This is a genomic window from Brevundimonas sp. VNH65 (genome assembly GCF_049445955.1).
In the GTDB taxonomy this organism is placed as follows: Bacteria; Pseudomonadota; Alphaproteobacteria; order Caulobacterales; family Caulobacteraceae; genus Brevundimonas.
Genome location: NZ_JBMSDX010000009.1, coordinates 104,411 through 122,013, shown reverse-complemented (window position 1 = coordinate 122,013; position 17,603 = coordinate 104,411). Strand labels below are relative to the sequence as shown.

The 17,603-nt window shown below is 67.0% G+C and carries 15 protein-coding genes; 2 read left to right on the top strand and 13 right to left on the bottom strand.

Annotation, left to right across the window (positions count from 1 at the left end; genetic code table 11):
* Positions 1-106 precede the first annotated feature (106 nt).
* Together ACO2Q1_RS13995 and sseA are read left to right on the top strand one after the other, a co-directional pair.
* Positions 107-1,570: a cryptochrome/photolyase family protein gene (locus tag ACO2Q1_RS13995; protein ID WP_423330090.1), complete on the top strand. Its 1,464-nt coding sequence runs from the start codon at positions 107-109 to the stop codon at positions 1,568-1,570.
* Positions 1,571-1,603: 33 nt separating this feature from the next.
* On the top strand, positions 1,604-2,437 hold the full coding sequence (gene sseA / locus ACO2Q1_RS13990) for a 3-mercaptopyruvate sulfurtransferase (protein ID WP_423330089.1): 834 nt from the start codon (positions 1,604-1,606) through the stop codon (positions 2,435-2,437).
* A 4-nt stretch (positions 2,438-2,441) separates the two neighbouring features.
* Here sseA and ACO2Q1_RS13985 read toward each other — a convergent pair whose 3' ends face one another.
* The 13 genes from ACO2Q1_RS13985 to ACO2Q1_RS13925 all read right to left on the bottom strand — a co-directional run bounded on the left by ACO2Q1_RS13985 (position 2,442) and on the right by ACO2Q1_RS13925 (position 17,601).
* Positions 2,442-2,801 carry a GFA family protein gene (locus tag ACO2Q1_RS13985; protein WP_423330088.1) on the bottom strand — a complete coding sequence of 120 codons (360 nt, stop codon included), beginning with the start codon at positions 2,799-2,801 and terminating at the stop codon, positions 2,442-2,444.
* Complete coding sequence (gene dnaE / locus ACO2Q1_RS13980) at positions 2,801-6,259, bottom strand: DNA polymerase III subunit alpha (RefSeq protein WP_423330130.1); 3,459 nt, start codon at positions 6,257-6,259, stop codon at positions 2,801-2,803. Before dnaE ends, ACO2Q1_RS13985 begins: the two co-directional genes overlap by 1 nt.
* A 394-nt stretch (positions 6,260-6,653) precedes the next feature.
* Positions 6,654-7,202, bottom strand: coding sequence for a hypothetical protein (locus ACO2Q1_RS13975; RefSeq protein ID WP_423330087.1), 549 nt, complete (start codon positions 7,200-7,202; stop codon positions 6,654-6,656).
* 89 nt (positions 7,203-7,291) lie between these two features.
* The gene (locus ACO2Q1_RS13970) at positions 7,292-7,993 is read right to left on the bottom strand and encodes an ABC transporter ATP-binding protein (RefSeq protein ID WP_423330129.1); all 702 of its coding nucleotides are present in this window, start codon (positions 7,991-7,993) and stop codon (positions 7,292-7,294) included.
* Positions 7,994-8,000: 7 nt separating this feature from the next.
* The gene (locus ACO2Q1_RS13965) at positions 8,001-9,290 is read right to left on the bottom strand and encodes a lipoprotein-releasing ABC transporter permease subunit (protein WP_423330086.1); all 1,290 of its coding nucleotides are present in this window, start codon (positions 9,288-9,290) and stop codon (positions 8,001-8,003) included.
* Positions 9,287-10,600, bottom strand: a complete 1,314-nt coding sequence (gene proS / locus ACO2Q1_RS13960) for a proline--tRNA ligase (RefSeq protein ID WP_423330085.1) — start codon at positions 10,598-10,600, stop codon at positions 9,287-9,289. Before proS ends, ACO2Q1_RS13965 begins: the two co-directional genes overlap by 4 nt.
* Before the next feature lie 239 nt (positions 10,601-10,839).
* Positions 10,840-11,088: a DUF1467 family protein gene (locus ACO2Q1_RS13955; protein ID WP_423330084.1), complete on the bottom strand. Its 249-nt coding sequence runs from the start codon at positions 11,086-11,088 to the stop codon at positions 10,840-10,842.
* A gap of 13 nt (positions 11,089-11,101) precedes the next feature.
* Complete coding sequence (locus ACO2Q1_RS13950) at positions 11,102-11,440, bottom strand: DUF3088 family protein (RefSeq protein WP_423330083.1); 339 nt, start codon at positions 11,438-11,440, stop codon at positions 11,102-11,104.
* A gap of 9 nt (positions 11,441-11,449) precedes the next feature.
* Positions 11,450-13,126: a ribonuclease J gene (locus ACO2Q1_RS13945; RefSeq protein ID WP_423330082.1), complete on the bottom strand. Its 1,677-nt coding sequence runs from the start codon at positions 13,124-13,126 to the stop codon at positions 11,450-11,452.
* Between the two features lie 8 nt (positions 13,127-13,134).
* Entirely contained in the window at positions 13,135-13,905 is a 771-nt protein-coding gene (locus ACO2Q1_RS13940; protein ID WP_423330128.1) for a type III pantothenate kinase, read from the bottom strand.
* A complete protein-coding gene (locus ACO2Q1_RS13935; protein ID WP_423330081.1) occupies positions 13,902-14,660 on the bottom strand; it encodes a biotin--[acetyl-CoA-carboxylase] ligase in 759 nt (252 codons plus the stop codon). The genes ACO2Q1_RS13940 and ACO2Q1_RS13935 overlap by 4 nt, the downstream gene beginning before the upstream one ends.
* Positions 14,661-16,109 carry an NADH-quinone oxidoreductase subunit NuoN gene (gene nuoN / locus ACO2Q1_RS13930; RefSeq protein ID WP_423330080.1) on the bottom strand — a complete coding sequence of 483 codons (1,449 nt, stop codon included), beginning with the start codon at positions 16,107-16,109 and terminating at the stop codon, positions 14,661-14,663.
* A 7-nt stretch (positions 16,110-16,116) separates the two neighbouring features.
* Positions 16,117-17,601, bottom strand: a complete 1,485-nt coding sequence (locus ACO2Q1_RS13925; protein WP_423330079.1) for an NADH-quinone oxidoreductase subunit M — start codon at positions 17,599-17,601, stop codon at positions 16,117-16,119.
* Positions 17,602-17,603: the final 2 nt, after the last annotated feature.

Below are 17,603 nucleotides of genomic sequence, written 5' to 3'. Positions count from 1 at the left end.
AACGGATGGTCCGAAAGCGGATTGATGAGCGGGCTTCGCCGCGTCTATGGGGCTGTGAAGTGGCGCCGGTCGCCCGAGAATTCAACCTAGCACGGAGCGCCGAGCCATGGCGACATCGACGGCGGCTGACGGGCCCGTCATCCTCTGGTTCCGTCAGGATCTGCGCATCCGTGACAACCCGGCGCTCGAGAAGGCCTTTTCGAGCGGTCTGCCCGTCATCTGTCTCTACATCCATGATCTGAACCTGACCGGACGCCGTCTGGGCGAGGCGTCGCTGTGGTGGCTGGACAAGTCGCTGCGGGCCCTGACGGCATCCCTGGCCGAGCGCGGCGGGCGGCTGACCCTGAGGTCGGGAGATGCGGAAGCCGAGTTGCGGCGGATCGTCGAGGAGACGGGCGCGCAGGCGGTCTATATGAACCGGCTGTTCGAGCCCGTCGCCTTTGCCCGCGACGCCGACATCGCTCACGGGCTCAGGGTCGACGGGGTGGAGTGCCACGGCTTCAATGGCGCCCTACTCGCCCGGCCGGGGTCGGTGCTGAACGGCTCAGGTGGACCCTACAAGGTTTTCACACCGTTTTTCCGTCAGTTGATCGGCGCATTTGATGAACATTCTGAAACACGCGGACCGCGCGACATGGCGTCGACCGCCGTCGTGGCGAGCGAAAATCTCGACAGTTGGAACCTCCACCCTTTGCGACCCGACTGGTCGACTGGATTTGACTGGACACCCGGCGAGGTCGGGGCGCGACAGGCGCTGTCCCGGTTCATCGCAGACGGATTGCGGGACTACGCGCGGGGACGGGATCACCCGGCGCAACCGCATTGCAGTCGGCTGTCCCCCCATCTGCACTTCGGAGAGATTTCCCCGCGCGAAGCGGTGCGCCGGGTACGTGGGGCGGCGGCGGATGGCCGGGTCCCCGGGGCCGAAGCGGAGAAGTTCGTTTCGGAAGTGGGCTGGCGGGAGTTCTCCGCTCACCTGCTGCATCACTTCCCGACCCTGCCGGAGCGTGCGTTTCGCCCCGAGTACGACGCCTTCCCCTGGCGCGACGACGAGGCGGGGTTCCGGGCTTGGACCCTGGGCCAGACGGGCTATCCGATCGTCGACGCCGGCATGCGGCAGTTGTGGACCACGGGCTGGATGCACAATCGCGTCCGCATGATCGTGGCTTCGTTTCTGATCAAAGACCTGCTCATCGACTGGCGGCGGGGCGAGGCCTGGTTCTGGGACACATTGGTGGACGCCGATCTGGCGTCGAACGTCCAGAACTGGCAGTGGGTCGCAGGCTCCGGCGCGGACGCCGCGCCCTACTTTCGCATCTTCAATCCCGTCTCCCAGGGTGAGAAGTTCGATCGCGACGGCGCCTATGTCCGCCAATGGGTTCCCGAGCTGAAGGCGCTGCCCGCCAAGTGGATCCACGCCCCCTGGACGGCGCCCCGGGAGGTGCTGGCCGCAGCCGGTGTTCGATTGGGCCATGACTATCCCCGTCCGATCGTCGATCATGCGGAAGCGCGCGTGCGGGCGTTGGCCGCGCTCAAGGAAGTGTCCGCCGCCAAGGTCGGCGATGACTGACGCCGATAAACAAAGGCATCCCGAGCCGGCAGCATGACCTCCCCCCTGATCTCGACCGAAGACCTGCAGGCCCGACTCGGAACCGAAGGCCTGAAAATTCTTGACGGCAGTTGGCACCTCGATGGACGCGACGCCGGCGCTGACTTCGACCGCGAGCGGCTCCCGGGCGCCGTGAGGTTTGATCTGGATGCCGTCTCCGATCAAAACAACAGCCTGCCGCATATGCTTCCGTCGGCCGCTGATTTTGCGGCGTCTGTGGGACGGCTGGGTATCGCCGCGACCGATGACATCGTCGTCTATGACACGGCGGGCCTGTTCTCGGCGGCGCGGATCTGGTGGATGTTTCGGGTCATGGGCGCGGGTTCCGTTCGCGTGCTGGACGGCGGACTGCCGAAATGGAAGGCCGAGGGTCGGCTTCTGGAAACTGGGGCGCCTCGGCGTCTTCCGGCGATGGAGTTCGAGGCGGACGTTGCGCCCGAAGGCGTCGCGGGTCTGGAGGATGTCAGGGTCGCCCTCGCCGCCGAAGCGCAGGTTCTGGACGCCCGCGGCGCAGCCCGTTTCCGGGGCGAGGTCGCCGAACCCCGGCCGGGCCTGCGATCCGGCCATATGCCCGGCGCGATCAACCTGCCGTATTCGCGCCTGATAGCGGCGGACGGGACCCTGCTGCGCGGCCAGGCTCTGGTTCAGGCCTTCACCGAGGCCGGCGTCGATCTGACCAGGCCGGTTCTGACCACCTGCGGTTCCGGCGTCACCGCTGCGATCCTGAGCCTCGGCCTGGCGGAACTGGGGATCGAGAGCCGCCTCTATGACGGCTCCTGGGCCGAATGGGGCGGACGGGTCGATACGGCTGTCGTCACCGGCGCCTGATCGCTCAGAAGCTGCGGCCGTCCACGCGTTCGGCCGTCCAGTCCCAGGGCTCGACGTCGGCCAGGGTGCGGACGTTGATCGCCATCATCGTCTGACCGTCCGGGGACTGGCCTTCAGCGAACGACTGGACGCCGCACGTGCGGCAGAAGCGGTGCTTGATCCGGTGCTGGTTGAAGGTGTGTTCGGACAATTCCCCCTCCCCCTGCATCAATCTGAAGGCCGAGGCGGGTACGAACTTGAGCACCAGACCCTTGCGGTAGCAGTGGGAGCAGTTGCATTCGATCAGGCCTTCCAGGTCGCTCTCGACCTCGAAGGCGACCTTGCCGCACTGACAGCCGCCCCGCCGTGTCATCGTTTCGGCCATCACGCATCCTCCAGCATCAGAACACCCGGCGCGGTCTTCAGGGCGCCGCGCAGGGCGGGATCAAGGCGATAGCGGCCGGGTAAACGCAACTCGACCTCCCGCCGACCGTCGAGCGACGCGACCAACGAAATCTCGCCACCCTTGCCGGCCTTGCCGCCTCCGGCGACCGAGACCCGGTCCAGGCGGGCGCGGATCGCCGCCGGGTCGAGCGATCGGGCCGAGACATGGACCCGCAGGGCGGCGCCGGCGTCATCGATCATCTCATCCAGCCGCCAGGCGTCATCGCCGAAGTAGCGGACCTCGCCGTCGGCGGATTTCGCCCGAACCTTGACCATGACGGCCGAACCCACCTCGAGCACGTCCCGGCATTTTCGAAGTTGTTCGGGCGGGAACAGGCATTCGAACTCTCCGGTCGGGTCGGAGAAGGCGACGAAGGCGAACTTCTCGCCCGTGCGCGCGCTGGCGCGCTCCTGACGCCGCCGCACCACGCCGGCCATCATGAAGGCCTCATGCCCCGCCTCGGCCAGCGGACCGGCCTCGGCCACGAAGGTCACCCGCTTGCGACGCAGCGCCGGGGTCATGTCTTCGAGGGGATGTCCCGACAGATAGAAGCCGACAGCCGACAGTTCATGATCCAGCTGTTCCGGCCCGATCCAGGGTTCCACGCTCTTCAGACGGGGTCGCGCCGCGCTTGCTTGATCCGCGCCGAACAGGCTGACCTGGGACGAGGCGCGTTCGGCGGCGACGGACTGGCAGTAGGCCATCAGGGTGTCCGCCTGTTCGACCAGCTGGCGCCGGTTCGGATGGATGCCGTCAAAGGCGCCGGCCTTGGCCAGGCCTTCCAGGGCGCGCTTGTTGACCTGCCGCGGATCGACGCGTTCCAGGAAATCGAAGATATCGACGAAGCGTCCGCCGTCGTCGCGCACCTCGATGACGTGCTTCATCGCCTCAAGCCCGACGTTGCGAATGGCCCCCAGGGCGTAGAGGACCGCGCCCTTTTCATCTTCCCACGACACGTCGAAATCAGCGGAGGATCGGTTCACGTCGGGCGCCAGGACCGGCACCTCGAACTTTCGTGCGTCCTGGTAGAAGACGGCCAGCTTGTCCGTGTTCGACAGATCGAGCGACATGGAGGCGGCGAAGAACTCGACCGGATGGTTCGCCTTGAGCCAACCCGTCTGATAGCTGATCAGGGCGTAGGCGGCGGCGTGGGACTTGTTGAAGCCGTAGCCGGCGAATTTCGCCACGAGGTCGAAGATGGAGCCCGACTGTGTTTCGGGCACGGACTTTTCAAGGGCGCCCTTGACGAAGCGGGCCCGCTGAAAGTCCATCTCCTCCTTCTTCTTCTTGCCCATGGCGCGACGCAACAGGTCGGCTTCGCCCAGGCTATATCCGGCCAGGATCTGGGCGATCTTCATCACCTGCTCCTGGTAGATGATGACGCCGTAGGTCTCGGTCAGCACCTCCGTCAGGGTGGGATGGAGGTAGTCCACCTCCGCCCGACCGAATTTCCGGTCGATGTAGGTGTCGATCATCTCCATCGGCCCCGGCCGATAGAGGGATATCAGGGCGGTGATCTCCTCAATGGAGCCGCAGCGCATCTTGCGCAGGGTGTCGCGCATGCCCTGGGATTCCAGCTGGAACACCCCCACGGTCTGGCCCGACGCCATCAGCTCATAGGTCGCGGTATCATCCAGCGGCAACAGGTTGAAATCCCTCGCGGCGCCCCGCCGAGCGAGGAAGCCGTGCGCGCGATCCAGAACCGTCAGCGTCTTGAGACCCAGAAAGTCGAACTTCACTAGGCCGGCCGGTTCGACCCACTTCATATTGAACTGGGTCGCAGGAATGTCGGAGCGCGGATCCTTGTACAGGGGCGCCAGTTCCACCAGCGGTCGGTCGCCGATGACGATGCCGGCGGCGTGGGTCGAGGCGTTGCGATACAGACCCTCAAGCTCCAGAGCCGTGGCCAGCAGGGTCGCCACCGCCGGTTCGGCGTCCCTCGCCTCTTTCAGGCGTGGCTCCAGGTCGATGGCCTGGGCCAGGGTCACCGGGTTGGCGGGATTGTTCGGCACCATCTTGCAGAGACGGTCGACCTGGCCGAGCGGCATCTGCAGCACCCGGCCGACGTCGCGCAGGACGGCGCGGGCCTGCAGGGTGCCGAAGGTGATGATCTGGGCCACACGGTCCTTGCCGTAGTGGTCCTGAACGTAGCTGATGACCTCTTCGCGCCGCTCCTGACAGAAGTCGATGTCGAAGTCGGGCATGGACACCCGCTCGGGGTTCAGGAACCGCTCGAACAGCAGGCCGAACCGCAACGGGTCGAGGTCGGTGATGGTCAGGGCCCAGGCCACGAGCGAGCCGGCGCCGGAGCCCCGCCCCGGTCCGACGGGGATGGCATGGGCCTTGGCCCATTTGATGAAGTCCGAAACGATGAGGAAATAGCCGGGGAAGCCCATCTGGACGATGATCCCGACCTCCCATTCCAGCCGCTTCCAGTATTCCTCCTCGGGAGCCGCCGGGACGACCTGCTTCAGTCGCGCCCTCAGGCCCTCGCGGGCCTGGTGCATCAGCTCGTCGGATTCGGAACGGCCGGCGCCGGTGTCAAAGCGCGGGAGGATGGGGGCGTGGGTTTTCACCAGGAAGGCGCAGCGACGGGCGATGTCGACGGTGTTGTCGCAGGCCTCGGGCAGGTCGGCGAACAGGCGGCGCATGTCGTCGGCCGGCTTGAACCAGTGCTGATCGGTGATGCGGCGGCGGTCCTCCTGGCCGGTGAAGGCCCCGTCGGCGATGCACAGCAGGGCGTCATGCGACCGGGCCTGCGCCGCCTTGGCGTAATAGACGTCGTTGGTCGCGACCAGGGGCGCATCATGGGCGTAGGCCCAGTCGATCAGCCCTTCTTCCGCCGCCGCCTCGGACGGCAGGCCATGACGCTGGAGTTCGACATAGAAGCGGTCCCCGAAAACGCGCGCCATTTCTGAAAGGGCGGCGACGGCGTCATCCTTGCGTCCCTGGACCAGGAGCGGATCAACAGGGCCGTCCGGACCGCCCGACAGAAGGATCAGACCCTCGGAGAGCTCCACGACCCGCGACCAGGGCACGCCCGGCTCATCGGCGGGATCCGTATCGAGGAAGGCCGCGGACGACAGGGCCGAGAGGTTCAGCCAGCCCGTCTCGGTCTGGGCGATCAGGACGACCGTGGGAACCTTGGCCCACCGTTCGGCGATCTGGCCGCCGATGCCGGTGACCGGCAGGGCGCAGGCGATGATGGGCTGGACCCCTGCCCCCTTGGCGGCCTCGGAGAATTCCAGCGCCCCGAACAGATTGCCCCGATCCGCCACCCCGACCGCCGGCATGCCGTTGGCCTGGGCCAGGGTCGGGACCTTGCCGGCCTTGATGGCGCCCTCCAGCAGCGAATAGGCGGAGCGGACGCGGAGGTGGACGAAACCCTGGCTGTACATCGGTTCGCTCTCCGGGACCTGGGGCGCCACGACCGCCCGACGCGATCATCCTGCCCCGAGTCTCACACAGCGGCGGCCGCCGTCACCGAAAAACGCCGCCAGACCGCAATCACCGCCCGCACGCCTGTGGATAGCGTCCCTGCCCGGAGCATCCCGGCCAAAACGGAGTCGAGAGAGTCGGGAGAGTCCGGATCAGGCCGGAGTCACGACCACAGCAAGGCTCCAGACCATCAGGACGAAGCCCCCGCAGGAAGCCAGCGAAAGCATGTCACGCACCAGTCTCGGCATGGTCTTGTCCCCAAGTCGCCCTGTGAGTTCTTGTAATGTTCTATGTTCTCACTTCGTTCCCGTCAAGGCCTGTGGATCACTTCGACGCCATGGGCTGATCCCCGGATCAGTGGGGCCAGACCTCCTTGAGGATTTCAGCGCGGCCGTTCCGTACCCGCACCTCGACGGCCGGCGTGTCCGGCTGACCCTCGGCGAAGAGCTCGTAGATGACCGATCCGTCATCGGCCTGGGTGCTTTCGATCACCCGCACCGGCGCGAAGCCCGCCCGCTGGGCCTGAACCGCGCCCGAGACGATCACGGGCGCCTCAGCCCAGGGAATGTCACGCTGGATTTCGACCACCTGCCAACCCTGCGGGGTCTCCAGCATGTCGAGCTCGATCTCCGCGCCGTTCAGCGTCCCCTCGACATCGTAGTAGCGACGCCCTTCCCGCTCCTTCAGTTCGGCCTCCGAGACGATCATGCCGGGTCGGGTCGCCAGGGCCACGGCGCGCACGGCGTCGGGAATGTCGGCGGCTGCGGTCGGGGTGATGTCGGTGACCGGCGCGGTCGGCGCCTCGGCCTTCCCGGTGTCGGCCGGGGTGCAGGCGCCCAGGGCGATGACACCGGTAGCCAGAACGGCGGACAGGAACATGGGTTTCATGAGCAGGGGCTTCATGGCGATCCTCGTTTGTCTGAGAGCGTCAGCCTAGGCCCGGCTCGCCCGGAATGCCAAGCGCGGCCTTCCGTCGCCCCGATGAGGCGGCGTCAGTATTCCTGGCTCTCGGCCGCGCGCTGTTCCAGATGGCCGTCCTTGAGGGCGAAGACCCGGTCCATATGGCCCGCCAGCTCCATGTTGTGGGTGGCGATCAGGGCGGCGACGCCCGTCGTGTGGGCGAGATCGCGCAGGGCCTCGAACACGGTCTGGCTGGTGGCCGGATCGAGGTTGCCCGTCGGCTCGTCCGCCAGCAGCAGGCGGGGCCGGTTGGCCAGGGCCCGGGCCACGGCGACCCGCTGGCGCTCCCCGCCGGACAGCTGCGAAGGCTGGTGGTTCAACCGGTCGCCGAGGCCCAGCCGGCCCAGAAGATCGGCGGCCCGATCGCGCGCTGGCTTCAAGCCGTGGCCGGCGATGCGCAGCGGCAGGGCCACATTGTCGAGGGCGTCGAACTCGGGCAGCAGGTGATGGAACTGATAGACGAAGCCGATCTTGGCCAGACGGATGTGGGTGCGGGCGCGTTCGTCCAGACCGCCGACGACGGCGCCGTCGATGTGGACCTCGCCCGTGGTCGGCCGCTCCAGCAGACCGGCGGCGTGCAGCAGGGACGACTTGCCCGAGCCGGAAGGCCCGATCAGGCCGACGACCTCGCCGGGACGGATGTCCAGGTCGACGCCCTTGAGCACCGTGAGGCCGCCGGTGGCGGTGTCATAGGTGCGGGTGACGCCGCGCAGGGACAGGACGGTGTCGTTCAGGACGGGCTCACTCATAGCGAAGAGCCTCCACCGGATCGAGTTTGGCGGCCTGCCAGGACGGGATCAGGCCGGCGACACAGCTCATGAAGAAGGACCAGACGGTGACCCAGAACACGTCGAGCGGGTCCACAAGGGCCGGGATCGACTCCAGCTGATACACATCGGCGTTGAACAGCTGGGTCTGGAATACCCATTCGAGGAAGTGCTGGATCGCGCCGATGTTCAGGCAGAACAGCAGGCCCAGCAGCAGGCCCGTCAGGGTGCCTGCAACCCCGATCAGGGCGCCGGACATGAAAAAGATGCGCAGCATGGACGACTGGCTGGCGCCCACGGTGCGCAGGATGGCGATATCGCGCGTCTTGTTCTTCACCAGCATGACGATGCCGGAGATGATGTTCAGGGCGGCGATGGCGACGACCAGGCCCAGGATGATGCTCATGGCCACCCGTTCGACCTTCAGCGCGCCCCAGAAGGCGGCCAGGCGCTGGCGCCAGTCGGTGACGACGGAGCCGGGTCCGGCGGCCTGCTGCACCGGGGCCAGATAGGCCTGGACGCGGTCCGCATCGGCGATCTTGAGCTCCAGCACGTCCCAGACGCCGTCCTTGCCGAAGAACAGCTGGGCCTGTTCCAGCGGCATGAAGATATAGGCCCGGTCATAGTCGGCCGTGCCGGACGAATAGGCGCCGCCGACGAAATAGGTCTTTTCCAGCCCACCCAGATTGCCGAAGGCGCTGTCGGCGCCGGTGGGCGAATACAGGGTGACCGGGTCGCCGACCTTGAGGCCCATCTGATCCATCAGGCTCTGGCCCATCAGGATGCGGTCGCCGCCGTAATCGCCCTGGCCGAAACCGCGCCTGGCCTCGGGCGTCAGGCTGTCGGCCACGAAGTTCATGCTGGCCAGATCTTGGGGACGCAGGCCGCGCACGATGGCGCCGGTCGTATAGCCGCCGGCGCGAACCAGGCTCTGGGCCTCGACGATCGGGCTGACGCTGACAACGCCCGGCACCCTGGCGATCCGCTCCAGCGCCTGGTCGCGGTCCAGCGCCGTGAGGACCGCGCCCTGAACGTACATGTGCCCGTTGAACGACAGCATCCGGCCCAGCAGCTCGGCGCGGAAGCCGGCCATGATGCTCATCACCGTGATCAGGGCCATGACCGCCAGGGCGATGGCGACATAGGAGATGATGGCGATCAGGGCGATGCCGCCCTCCTTGCGCTTGGCGCGCAGATAGCGGACCGCCAGCCCGACCTCCCAACCGGAGAGGGGGCCGGCGGGCTTGATGCCGACGTCGGTCAAGCCAGCTTCTCCAGGGCGTCGGCTAGCGACAGGGTGAACTTCTCGCCCGTCGCGCGGCGTTTCAGCTCGACCACGCCGTCCGCCAGACCCTTGGGACCGATGGTCAGCTGCCAGGGCACGCCGATCAAGTCGGCGGTGGCGAACTTGCCGCCCGGACGCTCGTCGGTGTCGTCATAGAGGACGTCCTTGCCGGCGGCCTCCAGCTGTTTGACGGCGTCCTCGCAGGCGGCGGAGACGGCTTCGTCATTGGCGCGCAGGTTGATGACGACGACATCGAACGGGGCCACGGCCTCGGGCCAGATGATGCCGGCGTCGTCGTGGCTGGCCTCGATGATGGCGCCGAGCAGGCGCGACACGCCGACGCCGTAGGAGCCCATGTGGACCGGGGTTTCCTTCCCGTCCGGGCCCTGTACGGAAGCCTTCATCGGCTTCGAGTATTTTTCGCCGAAGTAGAAGATGTGGCCCACCTCGATGCCGCGCGCCGACAGACGGTCCGCCTCTGCGGTCTGGCCTTCGAAGGCGGCGGCGTCGTGCATTTCCTCGGTCGCGGCGTAGAGGGCGATGCGCTCGTCCACGATCGCCTGGAGGTCGTCCCAGTCGACGTCGGCGCCGGGGGCGGGCATCTCGACCAGTTTGCGGTCGCAGAAGACGGCGCTTTCGCCCGTGTCCGCCAGGACGATGAATTCGTGGCTCAGATCGCCGCCGATCGGCCCGGTGTCGGCGCGCATCGGCACGGCCTTCAGCCCCATGCGGGCGAAGGTGTTCAGATAGGCCACGAACATCCGGTTGTAGGCCTTGCGCGCCGAAGCCTCGTCCAGATCGAACGAATAGGCGTCCTTCATCAGGAATTCGCGGCCGCGCATGACACCGAAGCGCGGACGACGTTCGTCGCGAAACTTCCACTGGATGTGGAAGAGATTCAGCGGCAGGGATTTGTAGCTCTTCACGAAGCCGCGGAAGATGTCGGTGACCATCTCCTCGTTGGTGGGGCCGTACAGCAGCTCACGCTCGTGCCGGTCGGTGATGCGCAGCATCTCCGGGCCATAGGCGTCATAGCGGCCGCTCTCGCGCCACAGGTCGGCCAGTTGCAGGGTCGGCATCAGCAGTTCGACCGCCCCTGCCCTCACCTGCTCCTCGCGCACGATCTGCTCGATCTTGCGCAGCACCCGCAGCCCCAGAGGCAGCCAGGCGTAGATGCCGGCGGCCTCCTGCTTGATCAGACCGGCGCGCAGCATCAGCTGGTGCGACACGATCTGGGCGTCGGAAGGGGCTTCTTTGAGCGTGGGCAGGAAGTAGCGCGACAGGCGCATCAGGGAATCCAATCAATCAGCGTCGGCGCAGCAATAAAGCGAGATCGGTTCGAATGCGATCGCATTCGAACCCAGATCCTCGCTCAATTCGTTGATGCTGGACCAAAATCTGAGTTCGGATTGAATCAATCCGAACCGATTTTGGTCTAGCCCCGCCGGGGCAAAAGCCAGGCCGAGACAGCAAAGCAAAGCTCGCGCTCGAGTTCCCCGGCCGTCGTGAACCAGGGCCGGTCGTGGCGTCAGAAGGTCGGCAGGGGCATCACGCCGGTCCAGATCACCAGCATGATGACCGCCCAGACGATGGCCGAGACCCAGGTCGTGGTGATGAACTTCTTCTTGAGGTTCGGGTTCACCGGCGCGCCCCACTGGGCACCGTCCGTCGGGCGCTCGCGGTCCTCCTGCGTCATGCCCAGCGGCAGGACGGCGAACAGGACGGTCCACCAGACGGTCAGATAGATGGCGAACATGGTGATGGGGCCGATGGGCATGACCGCGTCTCCGTCAGGGATGGGGTCGGCCGACGCCATAGCGGGCGGCCAGATAGGGAGCGATGGCGTGATCCTGCAGGAAGCGACGGCCGGTGGCCGCGCTGACCTGGGCCTCGGGCCAGTCCAGTTCGCCGTCCAGTATCAGGATGGGGCAGCTCTGGTGATCTTCGCCGACCGCCGCGATCACCGGCGGGCGCGGCCGGGGATGATCCAGATAGACCACCTCCAGCCGTTCGCGCAGGATTGGATAGAAGCCGAGCACGCCCTCGATATAGGCGCCGGCTGGGCAGAACCACGGTCCGCCCTGATCGTCGTGCCAGTCGGGGTGCAGCAAGAACAGGGTCTCGGCCATGGCGATTTCCTACAGCCTGAGGACGATGGTTTCCACGATCGGACGCCGATCCCAGAACTGTTGGCCGGCCTTCTTGAGCGTGCGGGCCACGGCCTGTTCGATGACCATGTCGTCCTCGAGCGCCTCGGCCTTGAGGCTGCGAACCACCTGCTCGACGCGCTCGGCCATATTGTCGAGGGCGTCTTCCAGCGGGTTCTCGTCTCCGCTGGGCAGGCCGATGGCGCGCAGATCGATGTCGGAGACGATCTTGCCGCGACGATCCAGGGCGAAGCTGACGATCAGGACGCCGTTGGTGGAGGCGTGGCGACGCTCGCGCAGGGCCTCGCCCTGTTCGGTCACCAGCATGCCGCCGTCGACGAACAGACGGCCGTTCGGAACCTCATCGACGATCGCCGCCGGGCCCGGGGCCAGGCGGACCACATCGCCGTTGCGCGGAGTGACCGTCTGCTCGACGCCCAACTCCTTCGCCAGAATGGCGTGCTCGGCCAGATGGCGGCGCATGCCGTGGGTCGGGACGGCGATCTGCGGCCGCGCCCACGCGTAGATCTGGCGCAATTCGTCGCGGCAGGGGTGGCCCGAGACGTGGATTCCGGGGTGGTCCTTCTCGGTGTAGATGCGCACGCCGCGGTCGGACAGGCGATCCTGCAGGCGGGCGATCGACAGCTCATTGCCGGGAATGACCCGAGACGAGAAGATGCAGTGGTCGCCGAGGCCCAGCTTCACGACCGGATGGGTTCCGCCCGATACGCGCGCCAGGGCGGCGTTGGCCTCGCCCTGGCTGCCGGTGCACAGATACAGGATCTGGTCGTCGGGCCAGCGCCTGGCCTCTTCGTCCGACAGAAATTTGCCGGCGTTCGCCAGCAGGCCGACGTGCTTGGCGGCCGAGGTGATGCGGTTCATCGACCGGCCGGCCAGGAAGACCCGGCGGCCGGCGGCCTCGGCGGCGGCGATGACGCTGTCCATCCGGGCGACGTTGGAGGCGAAACAGCCCACGGCGATCCGGCCGGTCTTCAGCGAACCGATCAGTTCGAACAGGGCGTCGCGCACATCGCTTTCGGACCCGGCCGAGCCCTCGACGAAGACGTTGGTGGAATCGCAGACCAGGGCCAGCAGACCGTCGTCGCCCAAGGCCTTGATGGCGTCGCTGTCGGTCGTGCGGCCGATGACCGGCGCCTCGTCGATCTTCCAGTCGCCGGTATGCAGGACCGTGCCCAGAGGCGTGGTGATGGCCAGGCCGTTCGGCTCCGCGATCGAATGGGTCATGGTGACCATTTCGACCTTGAACGGACCCAGCTCGATGGTCCCGCCCAAAGGGACCTCGTGGATCGTCACCTGATCCAGAATCCCCGCCTCGCGCAGCTTTTCGCGGATCAGGAAGGCGGTGAAGGGCGTGGCGTAGAGCGGCGCCTTCAGGCGCGGGCACAGCCACGGCAGGGCGCCGATGTGGTCCTCGTGCGCATGGGTCAGGACGATGCCGCGCAGGGTCTCCCCTTCCAGGAAGGTCGGGTCCGGCACGATCACGTCGACGCCCGGGGTCGACAGGTCGCCGAAGGTCACGCCCACGTCGACCACCAGCCATTCGCGGTCAGCCTCCGGCCCGTAGCCATAGGCATTCAGGTTCATTCCGACCTCGCCCGAGCCGCCCAGCGGCAGGAAGACGAGTTCGTCGTCAGGTTTCTTTTTCATTCAGTCTTTCAGTGTGAGTTGCGGCGCCAGATCTCCAGCAGTCCGCGGATGGTCAGGTCCGGATCGAACCGGTCAATTCTTGTTGTCGCGCCCTCGAACAGGCTGGCCACGCCGCCGGTTCCGATGACGGTCAGGGGCCGGCCCCATTCGGCGCGGATGCGGTCGACCAGGCCCTCGATCAGGGCGATATAGCCCCAGAAGACGCCCGACTGCATGGCCCCCACCGTGTCCTTGCCGATCACCCGATCCGGCTTCTGGATGGCGATGCGGGGCAATTTTGCGGCTGCCTCGTGCAGGGCCGTCAGCGACAGATTGATGCCCGGCGCGATCAGTCCGCCCTCGAAGGCGCCGTCGGCGGCGACGACGTCGAAGGTGGTGGCCGTGCCGCTGTCGATCAAGAGCAGGTCGCCCGGATAGGTCAGATGCGCCCCGATGGCGTTGACCAACCGGTCAGCCCCCGCCTCGCTGGGCTTGGGAATGCGGATTTCGATGCCCAGGTCGGCGTTCTCGCCCACGATCAGCGGCTCGACGTTCATATAGCGCCGCGAGAGGTTCCGCAGGTTGAAGATCGACTGGGGCACGACGCTGGAGACGATGCAGCCCTTCAGGTCATCGAACCCGAGCCGGTGCATGTGCAGCAGCTGGCTGAGCCAGACGGCGTATTCGTCGGCGGTTCGGCTGGCCTCGGTGGCGGCGCGCCACTGGGCGATCCAGGTCTCGCCGTCATGAATGGCGAAGAGCGTGTTGGTGTTGCCCTGTTCGATGGCCAGCAGCATCAGGCGCGCCCTCCGTTCGCGGCGCCGAAAAAGACGTCGCCCGCCGAGACGAGGCGCAGGGACCCGTCCGCCAGACGAAGCCTGAGGGCGCCGTCGTCCTCGACCCCGTCCGCCGTCCCTTCGATCGTTTCATGCCCCAGACGCGCCACGCACGGTCCGTCCAGGCCTCGGCACCGGCTGCGCCAGGCGTCGAGCACCGGCGCGAAGCCCAGGCCTTCCCAACGCGCCCGCCAGGTCTCGAACGCCTCGGCCAGAACCTCGGCCGCCGTTTCGATCGAGGGGGGCGCGAAGACGTCGCCGCGCAGATGGCCGCCCAGGGCCGCCGCCGGACGCTCTGTCGCCACAGGCGCGTGATTGAGGTTGACGCCGACACCGACGGCCAGCCACAGACCGCCGGCCGTCGCGCCGGACTCGACGAGGATGCCCGAGACCTTCTCGTCGTCGATCATCACGTCATTTGGCCATTTGATCGTCACCAGAGGCGACGGCGCGAACATGTCGAGCATCTCCGCCACGGCGAGGGCCGCGATGAAGGTGACCTGGGCCGCCTCGGCGGGGGATTTCTGGGTCGTGGTCAGCAGGGTGGAGAACAGGTTGCCCCGATCGCTGACCCACTCGCGGCCCCGTCGTCCCCTGCCCGCCGTCTGGGTGCGCGCCACGATCCAGAGCGGCCCGGTTTCGCCCGCCTCCGCCCGGCGCCGGGCCTCCGCATTGGTGGAGTCGACGCTGTCGAGAATCAGGATCGGGGGCGTCGCCACCTAGCCTACGCCGAAGCCGGCCGCCGCCGCCTGGGTCAGCGGATCCAGCCAGATCAGGCCGAGGATCACCAGGGGGAAGGCGAAGGCGGCGCAGGCCCAGCCGATCCACCTGGCCTCGACCGGAGCCGCGTCGGTGGGCGCAGTTCCCTCCGGCGCCGCGTCGAACCACATCAGCTTGATGATCCGCAGGTAATAGAAGGCGGCTACGACAGAGGCGACCAGACCCGCCGAGGCAGCCATCCAGTAGCCCGCGTTGACCGAGGCGCCGAACACCGCCCACTTGGCCCAGAAGCCGGACAGCGGCGGCATGCCCAGGACCGACAGCGACAGGATGGTCAGGGCGACGGCGGTCAGCGGCTTGTCCGCCTTCAGACCCGCCAGGCCGGCGATCTCGCGGATCGGCTTGCCGCCGCGCGCCAGGCTGAGCAGGATCGAGAAGAAGCCGAACTGGTCGATGACGTACAGCGTCAGGAACAGCAGCATGGCCTTGACGCCCAGGGTCGTGCCTGCGGCGATGGCCAGCAGGGCGTAGCCGATGTTGATGATCGACGAATAGGCCAGCAGGCGCTGGATGTTCTTCTGCGCCAGACCCCCCAGGGCGCCGACCACGAACGAGGCCAAGGCGATCAGGATCACGACCTGGGACCATTGGGCGTGGGCCCCGGCGAAGGCGCCTTCCAGCACGCGCGCGATCAGGACCATGGCCGCGACCTTGGGGGCCGTGGCGAACAGGGCGACGACCGGGGTCGGGGCGCCCTCATAGACGTCGGGCGTCCACATGTGGAACGGCGCGGCAGAGACCTTGAAGGCGAGGCCCGCGATCAGAAACACCAGGCCGAAGATCAGGCCCGGGCCGACGTCCGACTGCTGCGCGATGGCGGCGATGTCCTCGAAGCGCATCGAGCCGGTGAAGCCGTAGATCAGGCTGGCGCCGTACAGCAGCAGGCCCGACGACAGGGCGCCGAGAACGAAATACTTCAGGCCCGCCTCGGACGCCTTCAGGTCGTCGCGGTGATAGGCGGCCAGGACGTAGAGGGCCAGGGAGTGCAGCTCGATGCCGACATACAGGCTGATCAGATCGCCCGATGACGCCATCATGCCCATACCGGCCGAGGCCAGGACGATCAGGATGGGGAATTCGAAACGCGCGATCTTCTGGCGGCCGATCCAGCCGCCGCCCAGCACCACGGCCACGGCCGAACACAGGAAGATCAGGACCTTGCCGTAGACCGCCAGCGGGTCGGCCACATAGGCGCCGTTGAACGCCTGGCCCAGCGGACCGACGGCGGCCAGGACGGCGGCGCCGATCAGCAGCAGCACCGATGCGCCGGACACCAGCTTCGTCGCCTTGTCGCCGGCGAAGGCGCCGAAGACCAGCAGGATCAGCCCGCCGACGGCGAGCGTCGCTTCCGGGGCGGCGAGATGCAGGGCGGAAATCAGATCAGGCATGTCGGTCTCACCCGCCGGTCGCGGCGCGATAGGCGCCCACGACGGCGTCAACGGAGGCGGCGGTCGTATTGAGGATGAGGTCCGGCTGGAGGCCCAGCCAGATGGTGCCGACGATCAGGGGCACGAAGATCAGCAGTTCGCGCCTGTCGATGTCGGTGATGGTCTTCAGCGCCGGGTTGGTGATCTCGCCGAACATGACGTTGCGGTACAGCGTCAGCGCATACACCGCCGAGAAGATCACGCCCGAGGCCGCGATCAGGGCCGCCCAGGTCGAGGCCTGATAGGCGCCGGTCATGGTCAGGACCTCGCCGACAAAGCCGGAGGTGCCCGGCAGGCCGACGTTGGCCATGGTGAACATCAGGAAGATGGCGGCGTACCACGGCATGCGGCTGGTCAGACCGCCGTAGAAGGCGATCTCGCGCGTGTGCATCCGGTCATAGACCACGCCGACGCAGAGGAAGAGGGCGCCGGAGATGAGGCCGTGGCTCAGCATCTGGAAGATGGCGCCCTGCATGCCGACGTCATTGCCGGCGAAGATGCCCATGGTGACGAAGCCCATGTGGGCCACCGACGAATAGGCGATCAGCTTCTTGATGTCGGTCTGACGGAAGGCGACCAGCGAGGTGTAGACGACCGCGATCACCGACAGGGCCAGCACCAGGGGCTGGAACATCTGCGAGGCGATCGGGAACATCGGCACGTTGAACAGGATGAAGCCGTAGCCGCCGAGCTTCAGCAGGATGCCGGCCAGGATGACCGATCCGGCCGTCGGCGCCTGGACGTGGGCGTCGGGCAGCCAGGTGTGGACCGGCCACATCGGCATCTTGACCGCGAACGAGGCGAAGAAGGCCAGCCACAGCAGGGGCTGATAGCGGGCGTCGAAGACGTGGGCCTTCATGTCCGGGATGCTGGTCGTGCCGGCGTCATGCGCCATCCACAACATGGCCAGCAGCATTAGGACGGAGCCTAGCAGGGTGTAGAGGAAGAACTTGTACGAGGCGTAGATCCGGTTCGCCCCGCCCCAGATGCCGATGATCAAGAACATCGGCACCAGGGTGCCTTCGAAGAAGATGTAGAACAGGAACAGGTCCAGGGCGGTGAAGACGCCGATGACCAGGGTCTCCAGCACCAGGAACAGGATCATGTATTCGACGACGCGGGTCTCGATCGACTTCCAGCTGGCCAGGATGCAGATCGGCATCAGGAAGGCGGTCAGCAGGACGAACAGGATCGAGATCCCGTCGACACCCAGATGATAGGACGCGCCGGCGAACCAGGCGTGGCGCTCGACGAACTGATAGCCGGAGTTGGAGGCGTCGAAGCCGGCGACCAGCACGATCGAGACGGCCAGGACCGCCAGGGTCGTGCCCAGGGCGATCCAGCGCGCGGCCGGGGCGGCGGCGTCCTGCGACTTCGACGTCAGGCGCGCGACCAGGATGGCGAGCGCGCCCAGAAGCGGCAGGAAGGTGACGATGCTCAGGATAGCGGGCACGG

Excerpts from the sequence above, each read along its gene's own strand:
- nuoN (WP_423330080.1), bottom strand. The coding sequence starts at position 16,109 with ATGCCTGATCTGATTTCCGCCCTGCATCTCGCCGCCCCGGAAGCGACG.
- ACO2Q1_RS13955 (WP_423330084.1), bottom strand. The coding sequence starts at position 11,088 with ATGCCCATCGGCCCCATCACCATGTTCGCCATCTATCTGACCGTCTGG.
- sseA (WP_423330089.1), top strand. The coding sequence starts at position 1,604 with ATGACCTCCCCCCTGATCTCGACCGAAGACCTGCAGGCCCGACTCGGA.
- ACO2Q1_RS13950 (WP_423330083.1), bottom strand. The coding sequence starts at position 11,440 with ATGGCCGAGACCCTGTTCTTGCTGCACCCCGACTGGCACGACGATCAG.
- proS (WP_423330085.1), bottom strand. The coding sequence starts at position 10,600 with ATGCGCCTGTCGCGCTACTTCCTGCCCACGCTCAAAGAAGCCCCTTCC.
- ACO2Q1_RS13975 (WP_423330087.1), bottom strand. The coding sequence starts at position 7,202 with ATGAAGCCCCTGCTCATGAAACCCATGTTCCTGTCCGCCGTTCTGGCT.
- ACO2Q1_RS13995 (WP_423330090.1), top strand. The coding sequence starts at position 107 with ATGGCGACATCGACGGCGGCTGACGGGCCCGTCATCCTCTGGTTCCGT.
- ACO2Q1_RS13985 (WP_423330088.1), bottom strand. The coding sequence starts at position 2,801 with ATGGCCGAAACGATGACACGGCGGGGCGGCTGTCAGTGCGGCAAGGTC.
- dnaE (WP_423330130.1), bottom strand. The coding sequence starts at position 6,259 with ATGTACAGCCAGGGTTTCGTCCACCTCCGCGTCCGCTCCGCCTATTCG.
- ACO2Q1_RS13945 (WP_423330082.1), bottom strand. The coding sequence starts at position 13,126 with ATGAAAAAGAAACCTGACGACGAACTCGTCTTCCTGCCGCTGGGCGGC.